This is a genomic window from Terrabacter sp. GCM10028922 (assembly GCF_042666095.1).
Taxonomy (GTDB): Bacteria; Actinomycetota; Actinomycetes; order Actinomycetales; family Dermatophilaceae; genus Terrabacter.
In genome coordinates this window covers 99963-118550 of the sequence record NZ_JBHTFG010000005.1, presented here as the reverse complement: position 1 = coordinate 118550, position 18588 = coordinate 99963, and the positions used below count along the sequence as shown (strand labels likewise).

Below are 18588 nucleotides of genomic sequence, written 5' to 3'. Positions count from 1 at the left end.
TCACGCAACCACCGGAACAGAATCTCCCCCGAGTCGTTCGCATCATGGATCCGATCCATCAACACCCACGCCCCACCGAACTCCCGCCGCACCGGACCCCGGGAGGCGAGGATGCGCACCGGGTCGACCTTGAGGCGGTCGATCGCGTCGCGGCGGCGCGGCGGCGTGGGACGGAAGCGCCGCACGATCGCCTTGGCCCCGAGGGCCCGGACGCGGTTGCCCTTCCAGCCGCTGAGCAGCTCGACCCGGCCGCCGTCGAGGCGCACCTCGAGGGTGCCGCGGGCGTCGACCCAGAGGATCCGCTCCCACATGAGGGTGTCGCCGAAGAAGTCGATGGCGCGCGTCTTGGCGTGCACGGGGGCCTTGGGCTTGCCGCGAGAGTAGACGACCTCGGCCGGCGGGTCGCCGATGTAGCGGTAGAGCACGCGCACCAACCGCTTGGTGCGGTCGTAGCCGTCGGTCACGGCATACGTCGTGTGCCAGGACTTGCCCCGCAGGCCGTGCAGCAGGATGTCGCGCCAGTGCGGCTGGAGCCTGCGGATCGAGAACGAGTCGACGACGTCGGGCGAGAGCAGCTCGGCGATCTCGCCGAGCGTCTCGCGGAACGTCTCCGCCAGCTCACCCTCGATGGCCGACGCGGAGTTGGCCATCGCGTCCTCGGACGAGAAGTACCACGACAGCTCGTAGAGGATCACGTGCTGGACCCACATCGGGATCTCGCCGAAGCGCTGCGCGGCGTCGCGCAGGAGCGTGAGGTAGCCCTCGCGCGGCACCGTCGAGTAGCGACCCACGGCGGAGATGCCCGTCTGGAGCGTCGAGCTCTGGTCGCCCCGCTTGCGGTAGTAGTAGCGCGCCGACCCGACGAAGCCGGTGTTGCGGCTCGGGGCTTGCAGCAGGTAGCGGACGGCGAAGTCGCCGTCCTCGAAGTTCGGACGCAGCCCAGGGTTGAAGCGCAGGTCGCCGATCACGTCACGACGCATCAGGGAGGTCGTCGAGCTTCCCGGGATGTACGACGTCGCGACGTCGAGGTCGACGAGGCGGCTGTCGGTGTACATCTTCCAGCGGGGGTGCTTGCCCAGCTCGCCGGTGGCCTCGTTGCGCAGCACGACGTTGGCCGACAGGAACTGCACCTCGGGGTGCTCGCCGGCGAAGGCTGCCATCGAGGCGAGGAAGCGAGCGTTGACCGTGTCGTCGGGGTCGATGAAGGTGACCCACTCGCCGGTGGCGTGCTCGAGGCCGGCGTTGCGGGCCGCGGCCTGGCCGGCGTTCTCCTGGTGCAGCACGACCACCTCGCAACGCGCCCGCGCCGCCCACGCCTCCACGACCGCCCGCGAGTCGTCGGTCGACCCGTCGTCGACGAGGACGACCTGCAGCCGCGAGAGGTCGAACGTCTGCGCATCGATCGAGGCGAAGAACTCCTCGAGGTAGCGCGACACGTTGTAGACCGCCGAGACGATCGAGAAGAGCGGCCGTCCAGGCTTCGAGGGGGTCGCGCTCTCGGTGGTCGGCTCGGTCATGTCAGGTGCCTTTCCCGCACGGGCCGTGACAGGCGGTCCTGTGCTCTGGTGGATCTGGTCTCGCGGCGGACGTCGTCCCGGTCCCCTGAACGGCGCGCTCGTCGGCGCGACTGCCGCACAAGGATACTGTCCGGTATCGGTCGCGACCGACCGGGGGCTCGTCCGGACGCCGGGGTTCAGTTGCCGAGGTACGGCGAGACGACGACCTCCACGCGCTGGAACTCCTTGACGTCGGAGTACCCAGTCGTCGCCATCGCACGCTTGAGCGCGCCGATGACGTTCGTCGTGCCGTCGGCATGACGGCCAGGTCCGAAGAGGATCTCCTCGAGCGAGGCCTGCGAGCCGAGGGCGATGCGCTCACCACGGGGCAGCTGCTGGTGGTGGGCCTCGGGGCCCCAGTGGTAGCCACCTCCGGGAGCGTCGGTGGCACGGGCGAGCGCCGCGCCGAGCATGACGGCGTCGGCGCCGCACGCGACGGCCTTGACGATGTCGCCGGACGTGCCGACACCGCCGTCGGCGATGACGTGGACGTAGCGGCCGCCCGACTCGTCGAGGTAGTCGCGGCGGGCCGCGGCGACATCGGCGACGGCGGAGGCCATCGGGGCGTGGATGCCGAGGGCCGTGCGGGTCGTGTGGGCCGCGCCGCCGCCGAAGCCGACGAGGACGCCGGCGGCGCCCGTGCGCATGAGGTGCAGGGCGGCGGTGTACGACGCGGCGCCGCCGACGATGACGGGCACGTCGAGCTCGTAGATGAACCGCTTGAGGTTGAGCGGCTCGGCCCGGCCCGAGACGTGCTCGGCCGACACCGTGGTGCCGCGGATGACGAAGAGGTCGACGCCGGCGTCGACGACGGTCTTCCAGTGCTGCTGGGTGCGCTGCGGCGACAGGGCGCCCGCGACGGTGACACCGGCGTCACGCAGTTGGCGGAGGCGCTCGGTGATCAGCTCGGGCTTGATCGGCTCGGAGTAGATCTGCTGCATGCGTGCCGTCGCGGCGGCGGGGTCGATCTCGGCGATCTCGCGCAGCTGCGCGGTCGGGTCCTCGTACCGGGTCCACAGGCCCTCGAGGTCGAGGACGGGAAGCGCGCCGAGCTTTCCGAGGACGATGGCACTCTCGGGCGAGACGACGGAGTCCATCGGCGCCGCCATGACCGGGATGTCGAAGTGGTAGGCGTCGATCTGCCACGACACCGAGACCTCCTCGGGGTCGCGCGTGCGGCGCGAGGGCACCACGGCGATGTCGTCGAAGGAGTAGGCGCGCCGCCCGCGCTTGCCTCGGCCAATCTCGATCTCGGTCACCGCCCGATCCTATCGACAGGGCCGCGACGGCTCGTCCGTCGTCCGGCCGCGCTCCATGCGACGTCCCGGGCATCCCGTCGTATGCCGTGTCCTGACGTATCACCGCGAAGCGGACCAGCTACTGACCTCCATGGCACACGGATCAGCAGATGCCGGCGTCTTCACGCCGCAGTCGACGTTCTACGAGCAGGGGCGCTTCGGACGGATGTTCCCGACGCTGCCGCCCTTCTCCGCAGACACCCCCACCGTCCGCCGAGCCCTGATGGAGCTCGGAGAGCCCGGCGGGATCATGGACGCCGGTGACGGCACCGACCCCATCACGCTCATCACCGACCCGGCCCTGAGCCTCGACAACCCGAACAACCCGGACCTCACGGCCGGGATGACGTTCCTGGGACAGTTCCTCGACCACGACATGACGTTCGACCCGACGAGCTCGCTGGCCCGGCGGCAGGACCCCGAGTCGATCCGCAACTTCCGCATACCGGCCCTCGACCTCGACAGCGTCTACGGCGGCGGCCCCGGGGTGAGCCCGCACCTCTACGACCGCACGGTCGACCATGGTGCGACCTCGTTCCTCGTCGAGACGATCCCCGGCTCGGCCGCCGTGTCCCTCGGGGGTGTGCGGAGCGACGTGCCGCGCAACAGCCAGGACGTCGCGATCATCGGCGACCCGCGCAACGACGAGAACCTCATCGTCAGCCAGCTGCACCTGGCCGTGCTGCGTTTCCACAACCGGGTCGTCGCCGACGTCAAGGCCGACCTCGGCGGCATCCTCACGGTCGAGGAGGTGTTCGCCGAGGCGCAGCGCATCGTGCGCTGGCACTACCAGTGGATGATCCTGCACGAGTTCCTGCCGAAGACCGTCGGCGCGGCGACGGTCTTCGACGTCCTCACGAAGGGGCGCAGGCACTACGGCTGGCGCAACGACCCGTACATCCCGGTCGAGTTCTCCGTCGCCGCGTACCGCTTCGGCCACTCACAGGTGCGTCCGTCGTACCGGGCGAACTTCGGCCGCTCCGCCACCGACGCGTCGAAGCAGTTCTTCGCGCTGATCTTCGACCACACGGCTGCGGGCAGCCAGGACCCGGCCGACCTGCGGGGCGGCTGCCGGGCGCCGCGTCGCTTCGTGGACTGGCAGACCTTCTTCGACTTCGGCGACGGCCGAGCCCGACCCAACAAGCTCATCGACGTCACCCTGTCCTCGCCGCTGTTCGCGCTCATGGGCCAGTCGACGGGCAGCCCGGTGTCACTGGCCCAGCGCAACCTGCTGCGGGCGCTGACGATGAAGCTGCCGTCGGGGCAGGCGGTGGCGAAGGCGATGACGCTGCCCGTCCTCGCGCCCGGGGACCTCGCCGACCTCGCGCCGCTGCACCTCGAGCAGCGCACCCCGCTCTGGTTCTACATCCTGCGCGAGGCCGATGTCATGGCGCAGGGCCGACACCTCGGGCCGGTCGGCGGCCGGATCGTCGCCGAGGTCTTCGTCGGGCTCATCGAGGGCGACGCCGACTCGTACCTCGCCCAGGACCCGGAGTGGACGCCGACCTACGGCACCCACGGCGACTTCCGCATGGTCGACCTGCTCGGCGCCGCGGGAGTCGTCGCGAGCTTCTGAGCACGTATGCCGTCCGGCCGGCTCCCGCTCGAAGCTCGACGCGGCGCCCACCGGCCGGCATACGGCGTGGGTGGGGCGGTCAGCCGACCGTGTAGTTGGGCGCGGGCGCGATGCCCTGGATGTCGTGCGGGTGGCTCTCCTTGAGGGAGGCCGACGTGATGCGCACGAACTGGCCCTTCTCCTGCAGCTCGGTGACGGTGCGCGCGCCGACGTAGAACATCGACTGGCGCAGACCACCGAGCATCTGGTGGGCGACCGCCGACAGGGGCCCGCGGTAGGCGACGCGTCCCTCGATGCCCTCGGGGACGATCTTGTCGTCGGACTCGACCTCGGCCTGGAAGTAGCGGTCCTTCGAGAAGGACTTCTTGCCGCGCGAGCTCATCGCACCGAGCGAGCCCATGCCGCGGTAGCTCTTGAACTGCTTGCCGTTGACGAAGATCAGCTCCCCCGGGCTCTCCTCGCAGCCGGCGAGCAGCGAGCCGACCATGACCGAGTCGGCGCCGGCCACGATCGCCTTGGCGATGTCGCCGGAGTACTGGAGGCCGCCGTCCGCGATGACCGGCACGCCCGCCGGCTTGCAGGCCTGGGCCGCAGCGTGGACGGCCGTGACCTGGGGCGCGCCGACGCCGGTCACGATGCGCGTCGTGCAGATCGAGCCGGGGCCGACGCCGACCTTGACGGCGTCGGCGCCCGCGTCGACGAACGCCTGGGCGCCCGCGGTCGTCGCGACGTTGCCGCCGATGACCTGGACGTGGCGCGTCGCGGGGTCCTTCTTGAGCCGCTCGACCATCTCGATGAGCAGTCGCACGTGGCCGTGGGCCGTGTCGGCGACGAGCACGTCGACGCCGGCCTCGATGAGCGTGGTGGCACGCTCCCACGCGTCGCCGAAGTAGCCGATCGCGGCACCGACCATGAGACGGCCGTCGGCGTCGTTGCTCGCGTTGGGGAACTGCTCGCTCTTGACGAAGTCCTTGACGGTGATGAGGCCGGTCAGGTGGCCCTCGGAGTCGACGAGCGGCAGGCGCTCACGCTTGTGCTGGCGCAGCAGGGCCGTCGCCTCGTCGCGGCTGATGCCGACGTGGCCCGTGATGAGCGGCATCGGCGTCATGACGTCGCTGACGAGCGTGCTCGCCCACTCGGCGACCGGCGTGAAGCGCAGGTCGCGGTTGGTCACCATGCCGATGAGCTTCTTGTCGTCACCGATGACGGGAAGGCCCGAGACGCGGTACTCGCCGCAGATCTGGTCGAGCTCCTCGAGCGTGCGGTCGGGGCCGATGGTGATCGGGTTGGAGATCATCCCGGTCTGGGTGCGCTTGACGAGGTCGACCTGGTAGGCCTGGTCGGCGATCGAGAGGTTGCGGTGCAGCACGCCGAGCCCGCCCTGGCGAGCCATCGCGATGGCCATGCGCGCCTCGGTCACCGTGTCCATCGCCGCCGAGATGAGCGGCGACCGGATCGACAGCTCGCGCGTGAGGCGGGTCGTCGTGTCGATGTCGGTGGGAGCGAGGTCGCTGTAGCCGGGAAGCAGCAGGACGTCGTCGTACGTCAGCCCCATCGTGGCGAAAGCAGCGGGCACGTCAGACGATCCGAGGCTCATTGCCCAATTCTAAGGGCTCGCCGATGTGCGCCGGGACGGGACGGTCAGGGGGCGGCGGTCTGGTCGTCTGTCAGCGGGATGGTCGTCGCATCTGCCGTGCCGTCGGTCGAGTCCCCGGTCGAGTCGCCGGTGCGGGCCTTGACCGGCGGCAGGTAGGGCACCGTGGGCCGGGCCTGGCCGGAGGTCGTCGACGGCGCGAGCATCGTCTCCGGCGTCAGGGCGCCGGTCGTCGGGATCGTCGTCGGGGTCGTCGTCGGTGTCGTCGTCGGTGTCGGCGTGATGGCGGTCCCGCCCTTGGTGCCCTTGGTCGTCCTCGGGTCCTTCTTGCCGGTGCTGGTCGTCTGTGGCGTGCCGGTCTGCCCGCCACCGGCCTGCGTGGCGCCGTCGTCGGGCTGGGGTGTGCCCGTGCCGTCGGCGGGGTCGTCGGCCGTGGCGCCGCCCGGCGTGCTGTCGCCGCGCGCGTTGTCTCCGGGCGGGGTGTCGCCCTGGGTGCCGTCGGGCTGGCCTGCGACGGACTTTCCGTTGGGGTCGTCGTCGCCGGTCGCGGCCGCACCGCCGCGCCTGGCCACCTCGGCCGCCGCGAAAGCCGCGGGCAGCAGCACGATGGTGCCGTCATCGCGGCGCGCGAGCACGAGGCCGCGCGCGGCCGTCGTGCCGCTCGTGCGCGGGAGCCCGAGGCGGGACAGCAGCGCGCTCGGGGCGTCGCTGCGAGCGCTCGCGTCCATCTTCTGGGCGATCCGGGCCCGGTCCGACTGGCTCGGCCCGGCGTCCGGCAGCGACACGGCCGCGGCCACGCCCGCCCCGGAGGCAGCGATCGCCAAGGCCGCGAACGCGCCGAGATAACGGTGCTTGTTGGCGATGCGGCGCCGGCCCGTGCGCGACGGGAGAGGCGTGTCGGCCTGTGTCGCCAGGGCGCCCAGCAGGGCGGCGATCGGCTCGCTGCCCGGGTCGGTGCGGCCACCGAGGCGGTCGAGGAGGAGGTCGTCGGCGATGAGGTCGCTCAGGGGCGAGAGGTCGTTCACGCGACATCACCCGCCCCGGCCTCCGCGATCATGGCGCGGAGCTTGTTCAGGGCCCGGTGCTGGGCCACGCGGACCGCGCCGGCGGACATTCCGAGTGCCGCGGCGGTCTCGTCGGTGGACATGCCGACGGCGACGCGGAGCGTCAGGATCTCTCGCTGCTGCGCGGGCAGCTGCTGCATGAGGGACATCGCGATCGCTGCCTCGTCGCGCATCACCGCCACCGACTCGGGCGAGGGCCCGTCGTCGGGGCCGTCGGGCACGTCGGCCACAGGGGCGGGGCTGCGCATCGCCGCACGTTGGGCGTCGGCGAGCTTGCGGCCCGTGATCGTGTAGACGAACGCCTCGAAGGGCAGGCCACGCTCTTCGTAGGTCGGCAGAGCCGCAACGACAGCCATGCACACCTCCTGGGCGACGTCCTGGGCAGTGTCCTCGGCACCGAACCGGCCGAGGCGGACGCGGGAGTACCGCAGGGCCATGTCCCTCACGCGCGCAAGCAACACGTCACGCGCATGGGTGTCGCGCGCGGACAGTGCCGCAAGCTCACGAAGCGATGGAGCGTCCACCCGCTCCATCGCACCGACGCCCCCGGTCGTTACGCCGGTGTGCGTGGACCACCCAAGACCCATCTAAGTCCTCGTCCCCCGAACTGTTGGTTCTGCGTCCGGCGACACCCCACGCGCCGCCGGTGGCGCCCCTGCCGAAGCGGGCCCATGGTAGTGCCCGCCGACCTCAGCGGACGAGTACGGATGCAGCGAACTGCCCCCGTGGACGAGCATGCCATCCCGATGCCAATTCTTGAACAAGTCCTGAAGATTCCAGTCTTTATCCGTGATCTGGCGCCCGGTTAGCGTCGATTCCGCGGCTCCGCGCCCACGCGCACCGAGCGGACCGGTACGACCGGCGGCATTCCCGCCCCACGCGAAAGACGAGTTCATGGCCGAGATCACCCGCCTGCCCGGTCCAGTCGCCGACCTCTGGGACTGGCAGCTCGACGGTGCCTGCCGCGGCGTCAGCCCCGAGGTCTTCTTCCACCCCGAGGGCGAGCGCGGGCCACGCCGTCGCAACCGCGACGCGCAGGCCAAGGCCGTGTGCGCCGCCTGCCCCGTCGTCGCCCAGTGCCGGACGCACGCTCTCGAGGTCCGCGAGCCGTACGGGGTCTGGGGTGGCCTGACCGAGGCCGAGCGCGAGGTGCTCTACGACGGCATCCAGGAGGCCTCCTGACCCGAGGCCGGGCCGGCCCGCACCGCGCGGGTCCTGACAACACCGCTCGACCGTCCCGCGAGACACGACGGGGTCGCGGAGGTCGAGACGCAGCGAGGGCCACTCCCCACCGGGGAGCGGCCCTCGCCGCGTGTCAGGCGTGACGCCTCGTGCCGTCCGGCTCAGTGGCCGTGGCCGTGCCCGTGGCCACCGGCCTCGGCCTCGTCCTCCGGCTTGTCGACGACGAGCGTGTCGGTCGTGAGGATCATCGACGCGATGGACTCGGCGTTGCGCAGCGCGGAACGGGTGACCTTGACCGGGTCGATGACGCCCGCGGCGATGAGGTCGCCGTACTCGCCCGTGGCCGCGTTGAGGCCCTGGCCGATCGGGAGCTCGGCGACCTTCGAGGTGACGACGTAGCCCTGGTGGCCGGCGTTCTCTGCGATCCAGCGAAGCGGCTCGGCGAGGGCCTTGCGCACGATCGAGGCGCCCGTGGCCTCGTCACCGGTGACCTCGAGAGCGTCGATCGCGGACGCGGCGTGGATGAGGGCGGTGCCGCCGCCGGCGACGATGCCCTCCTCGATCGCGGCACGAGTTGCCGAGATGGCGTCCTCGATGCGGTGCTTCTTCTCCTTGAGCTCGACCTCGGTGTGCGCGCCGACCTTGATGACGCAGACGCCGCCGGCGAGCTTGGCGAGGCGCTCCTGGAGCTTCTCGCGGTCCCAGTCGGAGTCGGTGCGCTCGATCTCGGCCTTGATCTGGTTGACGCGGCCGGCGACCTCGGACTCCTCGCCGGCGCCGTCGATGATCGTCGTGTTGTCCTTGGTGATGACGACGCGTCGGGCCTGGCCGAGGACGGTCAGGTCGGCCTGGTCGAGGCTGAGCCCGACCTCGGGTGCGATGACCTGGCCACCGGTGAGGATGGCGAGGTCCTGGAGCATGGCCTTGCGGCGGTCGCCGAAGCCCGGGGCCTTGACGGCCGCGACGTTGAACGTGCCGCGGATCTTGTTGACGACGAGCGTCGAGAGGGCCTCGCCGTCGACGTCCTCGGCGATGATGAGCAGCGGCTTGCCCGACTGCACGACCTTCTCGAGGATCGGGAGCACCTCGGCGACCGAGGAGATCTTGCCCTGGTTGATGAGCACGTAGGCGTCCTCGAGGACGGTCTCCATGCGCTCGGTGTCGGTCACGAAGTACGCCGAGAGGTAGCCCTTGTCGAACTGCATGCCCTCGGTGAACTCGAGCTCGGTCGCAGTCGTCGAGGACTCCTCGACGGTGATGACGCCGTCCTTGCCGACCTTGTCGAACGCCTCGCCGATGAGGCCACCGAGCGTGGCGTCCTGGGCGGAGAGCGTGGCGACGGAGGCGATCTCGTCCTTGCCGTCGACCTCGCGGGCGTTCTCGAGGAGGCGGTCGTTGACCGCGGTGACGGCCTTGTCCATGCCGCGCTTGAGCGCGGCGGGGGCGGCGCCCGCAGCGACGTTGCGCAGGCCCTCCCTGACCATGGCCTGGGCGAGGACGGTCGCGGTCGTCGTGCCGTCGCCGGCGATGTCGTTGGTCTTGGTCGCGACCTCCTTGGCGAGCTGGGCGCCGAGGTTCTCGTAGGCGTCCTCGAGCTCGATCTCACGGGCGATGGTCACGCCGTCGTTCGTGATCGTGGGGGCGCCCCACTTCTTGTCGATGACGACGTTGCGGCCCTTCGGGCCGAGCGTCACCTTGACGGCGTTGGCGAGCGCGTCGACGCCGCGCTCGAGCGACTTGCGGGCGGAGTCGTTGAACTCCAGCTGCTTGGCCATGGTGTTCCTTTTTGGCTCGGGTTGCTTTGTGGTTCTTGGGATTCCGGGCGGGACCCGGTCAAACGGGACGCACCCCGGGGAGACCCCGGCCTAATGGTTCGGGATGCTCACCGGGGTGCGTTCACGGCATGCGGCGTGACGACGTCAGCCGACGACGGCGAGCACGTCACGTGCGGAGAGGATGAGGTACTCCTCGCCGCCGTACTTCACCTCGGTGCCGCCGTACTTGCTGTAGATGACCTTGTCGCCGACCTTGACGTCGAGCGGGACGCGCTCGGTGCCGGTGTCGTTGAAGCGGCCGGGGCCGACAGCGAGGACCTCGCCCTCCTGGGGCTTCTCCTTGGCCGTGTCCGGGATGACGAGGCCGGACGCGGTGGTCTGCTCGGCCTCGAGGGACTTGACGACAATGCGGTCTTCGAGCGGCTTGATGGAAACCGACACGGTGGTGACCTTCCCTTCGGGACAGTCGGAAACTGACTACGGACTGTGGGCTCATCGAGGCTGGCCGCCGTCGCGGGGGTCGACCGCCCTCGAGGAGGGGTGCTGGCACTTTCAGGTCGAGAGTGCCAACAAGGTGAAATCTAGGTTTGCGGTTAGCACTCGGTCAAGTCGAGTGCCAGATCCGGCGCGTCGCGTGCCCGGCCGCGCTGGCAGGATGTGGCCATGGACGCCGCCATGGTCGACCGCCTCTCGGACGGCGAGGGCTGGGCGCTGCTCCGGTCACTCCCGCCGTACGACGAGCATGCGTCGCTCACCCTCCAGGGCCGTCTGCGCGACGCCGGCTACGACGCCGACCTCGTGGCCGCCGCGATGACCCAGTCGCGGCTGCGCTCACGCGGCGTCGAGAAGTTCGGCGAGTTCGCCGCCGGGATGCTCTTCACCGCCGACGGGCTCGAGCAGTCCACCCGCCTGGCCATCGCGGCGCGCCACGCCCACCGGTATGCCGCAGCCGGGGTCCGTGACGTCTACGACCTCGGCTGCGGGCTCGGGGCCGACGCCATGGCGTTCGCGGGCCTCGACCTCACGGTGCACGCCGTGGACGCCGACGCGGCGACGGCCCGCGTCGCCGCGGTCAACCTCAGGCACTGGCCGTCGGCCCGGGTGACCCACGCACGCGCCGAGGACGTCCTCCTCCCCCAGGGCGAGGGCCGCCGCCACCTCGGCCTCTGGCTCGACCCGGCCAGGCGCGTCAGCGGTGTCGCCGACGTCCGCGGCCGGACCCGACGCGTCTTCTCGCTCGACGCCATCTCACCCTCGTGGTCGCAGGTGCTCGCGTTCGCCGACGACGTTCCGGCAACGGGCGCCAAGCTCTCCCCCTCGTTCCCTCACGGATCCGTGCCGCGCGGCGCCGAGGCCCAGTGGACGTCCTGGTACGGCGAGGTGCTCGAGTGCGCTGTGTGGTGGGGGCCCCTCGTCGCGACCGCGGGCCGCACGGCGGCGGTGTGCACCGAGACCTCGACGACGGTCGTGACGGAGTCCGACGCGGCAGACGGCGCCCTGCCGCCCGCGCTCGGGTCCGTGCACGAGGTGAGCGAGTGGCTCTACGAGCCCGATCGCGCCGTGATCCGGGCCGGTCTGACGGGCGCCCTCGTCGCGGCGGTCGACGGCGCCGAGCTCGCGCCGGGGGTCGGCTACGTGACGAGCGCCGGGTCTCGCGACCTGCCGTGGGCTCGTCGGTTCCGGGTCGTCGAGGCGATGCCCCTGTCGACGAAGCACCTGGCCCGCTGGCTGCGCGACCACGGCCACGACCGCCTCACGATCAAGAAGCGAGGTGTCACGGTCGACGCCGACGCACTGCGCCGCCAGCTGAAGATGACCGGACGCGGGCGCGGCGGGTCCGAGGCGACGCTCGTGCTGACGCGTATCGGGGGCAGCCAGGTCGCACTCGTCGTCACCCCGGCCTGACCCGTCCGGGTCGCCGGGGCGGAGGCACTGGATCGGACCGGCGGACCGGCTTCGATCCCTCGACATCTCGCCGGATCGAAGCTCAGGCGCCCACACGAGCACGGAGCCCGTCGCCCGTCGCCCACGGGCCGGGTCACCGCTCGTGAACAGCCTCGGCGTACCGGGCCTGCAGCGCGGTCCACATCGCCTCCCAGTCGGGCGGCTCCGTACCGTCGACGTGGGCGTCGAGCGAGCGCACGTACGCGTCCCATCCCGCGGCATACCCGGCGACCTGTCCGGGTGTGAGACGGGCATGCCGCAGGACGAGACGCGACCCGTCGGCGTCGGCGGCGATCTCGGCCGTGACGAGCGTCGCGACGTCCCCGATGGGCCACTCCCAGACCAGCCGCTCGGGCGCGTCGCACGAGACGACGCGGCACAGCGGGGTGTCGCCGTCGCCGAAGTGGATCGTGAACTCACCGCCCGGGCGCAGCTCGCCACTGACCGGTGCAAACCAGCGCACGAGGCGCCCCGGGTCGGTGCAGGCCTGCCAGAGGTCGTCCCGGCCGGTTGCGTATTGCCGCTCGAAGACGACCGCCACCCCGTCCGCCGCGCGCTCGATGCGGCCGAGCACCTGCGTCAGCTCGCTCATCCCTGCTCCTGTCGTCGGGCCCGCGTCCCGCGGGCGATCTCGGTGTCCAGCGCGTCGAGGCGCTGCCTCCAGAAGGACCGCACGTCGCGGCACCACTGCTCGACCTCGTCGAGGGCGGCGGGCGCGAGCCGGTAGACGCGACGCTGCCCGACGGCCTCCGCCTCGACGACACCCGCCTCGCGCAGCACCCGCAGGTGGCGTGAGATGCCGGGTCGGGCCGTGTCGAAGAGCGCGGCGACCTCTCCCGCCGTCAGCTCGTCGCGAGCGAGGTGCTCGACGATCGCTCGTCGCGTCGGGTCGGTCAGCGCCTCCCACGTTCCACTCACCCGCTGAGCGTAACCCTTAAGTTACGTAACTGCCAAGGTACGCGTTGGGCGGTCTCGTCAGAGGGCGGCGTCTGGCTGCGCCCCGACCCAGCGGACCGCCGCCGCCCCCGCAGCGTTGGCCGCCTCGAGCGCCGCCTGCGTGTCGGCACCCGAGGCGAGCGCCGCGGCGAGGGCGCCGCAGAACGCGTCGCCCGCACCGACGGTGTCGCCGATCTCGCCGGCCGCCACGGGAAGGCCGTCGACGCCGTGCGGCCCCCACCGCGCACCTGCTGCGCCGAAGGTCACGAGCAGCGACTCGGGGACGAGGTCGGAGTCGGCGAGCTGGCGCATCTCGGACTCGTTGACGACGACCGGGTCGGCGAGCGCGATGACGTCGGGCGGCAGGACGGCATACGGCGCGAGGTTGAGCACGACGCGCGCCCCGGCCGCGTGGGCGCGCCGCGCCACGTGGCAGACCGCCTCGAGGTCGACCTCGAGCGAGATCAGCACGACGTCGCCCCCTGCGGCTCCGAGGTCGAGGGGCTCCGGCCGCAGCCGGGAGTTGGCCCCGGCGACGACGATGATGGAGTTCTCCCCCGCCTCGTCGACGGTGATCAGCGCCGTGCCGGTGGGGTCCTCGGGACGGCGTTGTACACGCGGCTCGATGCCGGCGCGCTCCAGCCGGGCGACGTAGGCGCTGCCGGCGTCGTCGGTGCCGACGGCCGCGACCATCGTCACGTCGGCACCGGCGCGGCGGGCGGCCATGGCCTGGTTGCCACCCTTGCCGCCGGCGAACCGGCCACCGGCCTCACCGAGCACCGTCTCCCCCGGGGCGGGGTGGCGTTCGACCCTCGTGACGATGTCGACGTTGAGGGACCCGACGACGATGACGCGGCCCATCAGCGCGTTCCGACGCGGCCGAGCAGCGTGTCCACCCAGAGGCGGGCGTAGCGTTCGCCGTCCACCCCGAGCGCGACGTCGACCCGCACCGGCGCCTCACCGTGCGGGTCGTGCTTGATCGCACCGCTCCAGTCGCGACGGTCGACGATGGTGCGGCCACGCGACCAGGTGCCGGCCAGCTCGACGCGCAGCGGCAGCGTCTCCGTGCGCAGCACGCCGCGGTCGATGACGGCGCACACCGCGCCGGCGTCACCGATCGTCGCGACCTCGCCCCCGAGTCGCTGACGCTGGAAGTCCATGAGCCGCCCTCCGAGCTCGGCGGGTCCGCGGCCCCCTACGGCCACGAGCTCGGCGGCCTCGGCCTTGCCGACCACCGGCTGATAGAAGACGTCGAGGCCGTACATCGTCACGGGGATGCCGAGGTCGGCAGCGGCGTCGAGCGTGATCGCGGCCGCCTCGGGGTCGTGGAAGATGTTGAACTCCGCCGAGGCCGTCGCGTTGCCGACGTGCGCGGCGCCGCCCATGAAGACGATCTCGGAGATCCCCGCCGCGACGTCAGGGTGCGTGCGGAGCAGCAGCGCGATGTTCGTCAGCGGCGCAAGAGGTACGAGCGTCACCGGACGGCTCTCGCCGGCGGCCGCCCGACACACGTCGCGGAGCAGCTCGACGGCGTGGCGGGGGTCGGGCGTCGTCTCGGCGGCCGGCCAGCCGAGGTCGCCGAGACCGTCCTCGCCGTGGACGTGGCGGGCATGGAGGGGCGGCTCGAGCAGTGGGCGCTCGGCGCCCCGTGCGACGGGCACGTCAGCGCGGCCGGCGGTCTCGAGGACGAGCAGCGTGTTGCGCACGACGTCGTCGACGGGGGCGTTGCCACCGACGCACGACACGGCGCGCAGGTCGACGGCGGGATGCAGAGCGGCGAGCAGCAGGGCGCACGCGTCGTCGACGCCGGTGTCGACATCGAGCACGACGGGGATGGGTTCGGTCGTCACACGCGGCAACGTACCGGCTGCGCGCACCGGCGGGGCCGCCTCGACTCGCCGGGGGCAGCGTGGAGCCCTCGGTTCGCCCGGCCCCCTGGCCGGTCCGACCTCCACAGGCGCGGGATAGGCTCGAACGATGCGCCAGAGCGAGACCCGACGCCACCTCCCCGCCCCCGTCCGGTGGGCCGTCGTCGTGTCCGTCGCCATGTCGCTCACGGCCGCCTGCTCCACGACCCCGAACCCCACGGTGACCGCGCCGGGCGCCTCGTCGACGGGGTCGACCGGGTCGGCGCCGTCCACGTCCTCCACACCGTCGACCACCGGGCCGGACACCTCCGGGTCGACCACCACGACGCCGTCCGACACGCCCTCGGGCACGTCCACGCCCACGGACACGACTGATGCGCCGACGTCGTGCGCGTCGCGCGTCGTCGCCGCGATGGACGCCGACGAGCGCGCCGGACAGCTGCTCATGGTCGGGCTCGACAACGGCGCGAGCCGCACGAGCCTCGACCGGCTCATCGCCCGGCGCCACCTCGGCGGCGTCATCCTGCTCGGCGGCTGGGCGCGCGGAACCGACCGGGTCCGCGCGACGACCCGTCACCTCGAGGCCCTCGCATCGCAGGAGGACACCGCCGGCCTGGGGCTTCTCATCGCAGCAGACCAGGAGGGAGGCGCCGTGCAGCAGCTCCGCGGAGAGGGCTTCAGCCGTATGCCGTCCGCCCGGGTCCAGAACCAGGGCACCCCGGCCGACCTCACCGCCGACGCCACCCGCTGGGCGGACCAGCTGCGGACCGCCGGCATCAACGTCAACCTGGCCCCGGTCGCCGACACCGTGCCGACCTCGGTCGGCCGCGACAACGGGCCCATCGGACAGTACGACCGCCAGTACTCCAGCGACCCCGCCCGCAACGCGACGATGGTCGGCGCCTTCATCGCCGGCATGCGCGCCGGGCGAATCGCCTCGACCATCAAGCACTTCCCCGGCATCGGCCGGATCACCGGCAACACCGACGTCACGGCGCGTGGCATCACCGACCGCACCACGACGACGACCGACCCCTACCTCACGCCGTTCCGCGCCGGCATCGAGGACGATGTCGAGCTCGTCATGGTGGGCTCGGCGAAGTACAGCCGTATCGACCCCGGCGTCAACGCGCTCTTCTCGAAGGCCGTCGTGACGGACCTGCTGCGCGACCGGCTCTCCTACGACGGGGTCGTGATCACGGACGACGTCGGCGCCGCCAAGGCGGTCGCCGACGTGCCGACCGGGGAGCGCGCGACGCGGTTCATCGAGGCGGGCGGTGACATCACCCTGACCGCTCGTCCGTCGACGGTGCCGATCATGCACGACGCCATCACGCAGGCGATGGACGACGACCCTGCCTTCGCCGAGCGGGTCGAGGAGTCCGTCACCCGCGTCGTCGACCTCAAGCAGCGCATGGGGCTCGCCCGCTGCCCCTGAGCCGCCCTCCTGGCGGTCGTGGACCGGCTGACCGGCTCAGGCCCGGACCAGGGTCACCGGCATCGAGGAGTCGGTGGGCAGCCCGAGGTCGCTCGGCTCGCGTCCCTTCGCCACCATCTGCGCCCCGAGAGCCGCGACCATCGCCCCGTTGTCGGTGCACAGGCCCGGCCGCGGCACGCGCAACGTGACGCCCGCCTTGGCGCACCGTTCCTCGGCGAGGGCTCGCAGTCGAGAGTTGGCGGCCACGCCACCTCCGATGAGCAGGTGCTCCACGTCGTGCTCCTTGCAGGCGAGGAGGGCCTTGCGGGTGAGGACGTCCACGACGGCCTCCTGGAAGCTCGCGGCGACGTCGGCGACAGGCACGCTCTCCCCGGCGCGTTGGCGCAGCTCGACCCAGCGCGCCACCGCGGTCTTCAGCCCGGAGAACGAGAAGTCGAAGCGGTGCCGCTCGAGGTCACGGCCTGTGGTGAGGCCGCGCGGAAAGTCGATCGCGAGCCGGTTGCCTTCTCGCGCAGCGCGATCCACGTGCGGCCCTCCAGGGAAGGGCAGGCCGAGCACGCGAGCCACCTTGTCGAACGCCTCGCCCGCGGCGTCGTCCATCGTGGCGCCCAGCGACCGGACGTCATTGGTGACGTCGGGGACGAGCAACAGCGACGAGTGACCGCCGGACACGAGCATCGCCATGGTCGGCTCGGGCAGCGGACCGTGCTCGACGATGTCGACGGCGACGTGCGAGGCAAGGTGGTTGACGCCGTAGATCGGCTTGCCGAGGGCGAGGGCGAGGGCCTTGGCAGAGGCGACGCCGACGAGCAGGGCACCCGCGAGCCCGGGACCCGACGTCACGGAGATGGCGTCGAGGTCGCGGAGGGAGACGCCGGCCTCGCGGCACGCGCGGTCGATCGTCGGCACCATCGCCTCGAGATGGGCGCGGCTCGCGACCTCCGGCACGACGCCACCGAAACGGGCGTGCTCCTCGACACTGCTCGCGACGGTGTCGACGAGCAAGGTCTGGCCGCGCACGATGCCGACCCCGGTCTCGTCGCACGACGTCTCGATGCCGAGGACGAGCGGCTCGTCGCTCATGCGTCTCCCTTCGTGAGCAGGAGGCGCATGACGAGGGCGTCGACGTCTCCCGGCTGGTAGTAGCGGCGGCGCACCGAGATGACCTCGAAGCCCGCCCGGTCGTAGAGGCGGCGGGCAGCGGTGTTGTCGGCACGCACCTCGAGGAGCAGCGCCTCGACGTCGCGGCCCACGGCTCGGCGCACGAGGTCCTCGAGCAGGAGCCGGCCGGTGCCGCGACCCTGGTGGGCCGGGGCTGTCGCGATGGTCATGACGTCGGCCACGTCCCCGGAGACGTCGAGACCGGCGTACCCGGCGATGGCTCCGTCGGGGGTCACGGCGACGACGTAGTCGCGGCGCGGGTGGCCGGCGAGCTCGCTCCACCACGTCGCCTCGGACCACGCGTCGTCGGCGAAGAGCTCCTGCTCCAGGGCGGCGAGGTGGGCGAGGTCGGTCCACTCGAGGTCGCGGAGGGTGACGCCGTCCGCGTCCGTGGGCTGGACAGGTGTCCTGGCCACCGTCATCCGAGGGTCGACTTCGTGGTGGGCGCCGCCGGTGAGACGTCGGGGCGGCGCAGGTACAACGGCTCGAGCCCGTCGAAGCCGCGACCGGGCTCGGTCCATTGCAGCGTCCCGTCGTGGTCGCGTGAAGTGGCGTCCGCCAGGCGGCGCACCGCGAGGTCGGCGAGGGCGCCGCCGCTGACGTCGAGCGGCTCGATGCCGTGAGGCAGGGCCTCTCCGTAGAGCGCCGCTCCGCGACCCGCCGTGGGCAGCGCCCGCAGCTCGGCCGGCAGGTCGGCCGCCCGCGACACCACAGGGTGGGCGGTTCGCCGAGCACCGGCGTCGCCGAGGGCGTACACCGCCGTATAGACCTCCTTGCGGCGCGCGTCGGTGGCCACGAGCAGGTCTCCGCGGCGGCCGCCGAGCCACGCCTGGTGGGCGACCGCGTCGAGGCTCGTCAGGCCGCGTACCGGGATGCCGAGCGCGAAGGCGAACGTGCGGCCGGTGACGATGCCGACGCGCAGGCCGGTGAACGGCCCGGGTCCGATGCCGACGACGACGTCCGTCACGTCGTCGGGTGCCGCAGAGACGGATGCGAGCGCCGCCTGCATGCCGGGCGCCAGGTGCTCGGCGTGGGCGCGGGCGTCGAGCGTCGTCGTCTCGGCGACCACACCCGAACCGTCGTGCAGGCCGACGGTGATGGCAGTCGTCGAGGTGTCGATCGCGAGCAGCAGCACGAGCGTCAGGCTATCCGAGCACGCCGCGGCACCAGCCTGGCGTCACCGTCCCGGCGCCGGA

18 protein-coding genes are annotated in these 18588 nt (G+C 72.0%); 4 read left to right on the top strand and 14 right to left on the bottom strand.

From position 1 onward, the window contains the following. Positions 1–1517 (bottom strand): glycosyltransferase family 2 protein (locus ACFQU3_RS04875; protein WP_385907316.1); only part of this gene is annotated, 1517 nt, incomplete at its 3' end. Positions 1518–1693: 176 nt separating this feature from the next. Continuing rightward, complete coding sequence (locus tag ACFQU3_RS04870) at positions 1694–2815, bottom strand: GuaB3 family IMP dehydrogenase-related protein (protein ID WP_385907314.1); 1122 nt, start codon at positions 2813–2815, stop codon at positions 1694–1696. Between the two features lie 130 nt (positions 2816–2945). Here ACFQU3_RS04870 and ACFQU3_RS04865 point away from each other — a divergent pair, with 130 nt between their 5' ends. Beyond that, complete coding sequence (locus tag ACFQU3_RS04865) at positions 2946–4430, top strand: heme peroxidase family protein (protein ID WP_385907312.1); 1485 nt, start codon at positions 2946–2948, stop codon at positions 4428–4430. 79 nt (positions 4431–4509) lie between these two features. Here the strand turns inward: ACFQU3_RS04865 and guaB are convergent, their stop codons facing one another. Genes guaB through ACFQU3_RS04850 form a run of 3 tightly spaced genes read right to left on the bottom strand, consistent with a single transcriptional unit; the run spans position 4510 to position 7621 of the window. Beyond that, the gene (gene guaB / locus ACFQU3_RS04860) at positions 4510–6027 is read right to left on the bottom strand and encodes an IMP dehydrogenase (protein ID WP_385907310.1); all 1518 of its coding nucleotides are present in this window, start codon (positions 6025–6027) and stop codon (positions 4510–4512) included. Positions 6028–6071: 44 nt separating this feature from the next. Then, positions 6072–7049 (bottom strand): hypothetical protein, encoded by a 978-nt coding sequence (locus ACFQU3_RS04855; RefSeq protein WP_385907308.1) that lies wholly within the window; start codon positions 7047–7049, stop codon positions 6072–6074. Further along, positions 7046–7621: a sigma-70 family RNA polymerase sigma factor gene (locus tag ACFQU3_RS04850; RefSeq protein WP_385907328.1), complete on the bottom strand. Its 576-nt coding sequence runs from the start codon at positions 7619–7621 to the stop codon at positions 7046–7048. Before ACFQU3_RS04850 ends, ACFQU3_RS04855 begins: the two co-directional genes overlap by 4 nt. A 361-nt stretch (positions 7622–7982) precedes the next feature. Between ACFQU3_RS04850 and ACFQU3_RS04845 the strand changes: the two genes are divergently transcribed. Next, entirely contained in the window at positions 7983–8270 is a 288-nt protein-coding gene (locus tag ACFQU3_RS04845) for a WhiB family transcriptional regulator (protein ID WP_385907306.1), read from the top strand. A gap of 161 nt (positions 8271–8431) precedes the next feature. Here ACFQU3_RS04845 and groL read toward each other — a convergent pair whose 3' ends face one another. Both groL and groES read right to left on the bottom strand, forming a co-directional pair. Beyond that, positions 8432–10045: a chaperonin GroEL gene (gene groL / locus ACFQU3_RS04840; protein ID WP_385907304.1), complete on the bottom strand. Its 1614-nt coding sequence runs from the start codon at positions 10043–10045 to the stop codon at positions 8432–8434. A gap of 144 nt (positions 10046–10189) precedes the next feature. Further along, positions 10190–10486, bottom strand: a complete 297-nt coding sequence (groES, locus tag ACFQU3_RS04835; RefSeq protein ID WP_188030623.1) for a co-chaperone GroES — start codon at positions 10484–10486, stop codon at positions 10190–10192. A 222-nt stretch (positions 10487–10708) separates the two neighbouring features. On the opposite strand from groES, the gene ACFQU3_RS04830 reads away from it, so the two are divergent. Then, positions 10709–11950: a class I SAM-dependent methyltransferase gene (locus ACFQU3_RS04830; protein ID WP_385907302.1), complete on the top strand. Its 1242-nt coding sequence runs from the start codon at positions 10709–10711 to the stop codon at positions 11948–11950. A 133-nt stretch (positions 11951–12083) separates the two neighbouring features. Here ACFQU3_RS04830 and ACFQU3_RS04825 read toward each other — a convergent pair whose 3' ends face one another. The 4 genes from ACFQU3_RS04825 to ACFQU3_RS04810 are packed head-to-tail and all read right to left on the bottom strand — an operon-like array spanning position 12084 to position 14775. Next, the gene (locus ACFQU3_RS04825) at positions 12084–12581 is read right to left on the bottom strand and encodes an SRPBCC family protein (protein ID WP_385907300.1); all 498 of its coding nucleotides are present in this window, start codon (positions 12579–12581) and stop codon (positions 12084–12086) included. Beyond that, a complete protein-coding gene (locus ACFQU3_RS04820) occupies positions 12578–12907 on the bottom strand; it encodes a metalloregulator ArsR/SmtB family transcription factor (RefSeq protein ID WP_385907297.1) in 330 nt (109 codons plus the stop codon). Before ACFQU3_RS04820 ends, ACFQU3_RS04825 begins: the two co-directional genes overlap by 4 nt. A gap of 57 nt (positions 12908–12964) precedes the next feature. Beyond that, positions 12965–13786, bottom strand: coding sequence for a PfkB family carbohydrate kinase (locus ACFQU3_RS04815; protein WP_385907295.1), 822 nt, complete (start codon positions 13784–13786; stop codon positions 12965–12967). Then, positions 13786–14775 (bottom strand): nucleoside hydrolase, encoded by a 990-nt coding sequence (locus ACFQU3_RS04810; protein ID WP_385907293.1) that lies wholly within the window; start codon positions 14773–14775, stop codon positions 13786–13788. Before ACFQU3_RS04810 ends, ACFQU3_RS04815 begins: the two co-directional genes overlap by 1 nt. Before the next feature lie 127 nt (positions 14776–14902). On the opposite strand from ACFQU3_RS04810, the gene ACFQU3_RS04805 reads away from it, so the two are divergent. Next, the gene (locus ACFQU3_RS04805; protein WP_385907290.1) at positions 14903–16231 is read left to right on the top strand and encodes a glycoside hydrolase family 3 N-terminal domain-containing protein; all 1329 of its coding nucleotides are present in this window, start codon (positions 14903–14905) and stop codon (positions 16229–16231) included. A gap of 36 nt (positions 16232–16267) precedes the next feature. On the opposite strand, the gene tsaD is transcribed toward ACFQU3_RS04805, so the two are convergent. From tsaD to tsaB, 3 genes are read right to left on the bottom strand one after another with little or no spacing between them, the layout of a single operon-like run. Further along, positions 16268–17314: a tRNA (adenosine(37)-N6)-threonylcarbamoyltransferase complex transferase subunit TsaD gene (tsaD, locus tag ACFQU3_RS04800; protein WP_385907287.1), complete on the bottom strand. Its 1047-nt coding sequence runs from the start codon at positions 17312–17314 to the stop codon at positions 16268–16270. Next, a complete protein-coding gene (rimI, locus tag ACFQU3_RS04795) occupies positions 17311–17814 on the bottom strand; it encodes a ribosomal protein S18-alanine N-acetyltransferase (protein ID WP_385907284.1) in 504 nt (167 codons plus the stop codon). The genes tsaD and rimI overlap by 4 nt, the downstream gene beginning before the upstream one ends. Next, positions 17811–18527: a tRNA (adenosine(37)-N6)-threonylcarbamoyltransferase complex dimerization subunit type 1 TsaB gene (tsaB, locus tag ACFQU3_RS04790; protein WP_385907281.1), complete on the bottom strand. Its 717-nt coding sequence runs from the start codon at positions 18525–18527 to the stop codon at positions 17811–17813. Before tsaB ends, rimI begins: the two co-directional genes overlap by 4 nt. Positions 18528–18588: the final 61 nt, after the last annotated feature.

Excerpts from the sequence above, each read along its gene's own strand:
- ACFQU3_RS04865 (WP_385907312.1), top strand. The coding sequence starts at position 2,946 with ATGGCACACGGATCAGCAGATGCCGGCGTCTTCACGCCGCAGTCGACG.
- guaB (WP_385907310.1), bottom strand. The coding sequence starts at position 6,027 with ATGAGCCTCGGATCGTCTGACGTGCCCGCTGCTTTCGCCACGATGGGG.
- ACFQU3_RS04850 (WP_385907328.1), bottom strand. The coding sequence starts at position 7,621 with ATGGAGCGGGTGGACGCTCCATCGCTTCGTGAGCTTGCGGCACTGTCC.
- ACFQU3_RS04845 (WP_385907306.1), top strand. The coding sequence starts at position 7,983 with ATGGCCGAGATCACCCGCCTGCCCGGTCCAGTCGCCGACCTCTGGGAC.
- groL (WP_385907304.1), bottom strand. The coding sequence starts at position 10,045 with ATGGCCAAGCAGCTGGAGTTCAACGACTCCGCCCGCAAGTCGCTCGAG.
- ACFQU3_RS04830 (WP_385907302.1), top strand. The coding sequence starts at position 10,709 with ATGGACGCCGCCATGGTCGACCGCCTCTCGGACGGCGAGGGCTGGGCG.
- ACFQU3_RS04825 (WP_385907300.1), bottom strand. The coding sequence starts at position 12,581 with ATGAGCGAGCTGACGCAGGTGCTCGGCCGCATCGAGCGCGCGGCGGAC.
- ACFQU3_RS04815 (WP_385907295.1), bottom strand. The coding sequence starts at position 13,786 with ATGGGCCGCGTCATCGTCGTCGGGTCCCTCAACGTCGACATCGTCACG.
- ACFQU3_RS04805 (WP_385907290.1), top strand. The coding sequence starts at position 14,903 with ATGCGCCAGAGCGAGACCCGACGCCACCTCCCCGCCCCCGTCCGGTGG.
- tsaD (WP_385907287.1), bottom strand. The coding sequence starts at position 17,314 with ATGAGCGACGAGCCGCTCGTCCTCGGCATCGAGACGTCGTGCGACGAG.
- rimI (WP_385907284.1), bottom strand. The coding sequence starts at position 17,814 with ATGACGGTGGCCAGGACACCTGTCCAGCCCACGGACGCGGACGGCGTC.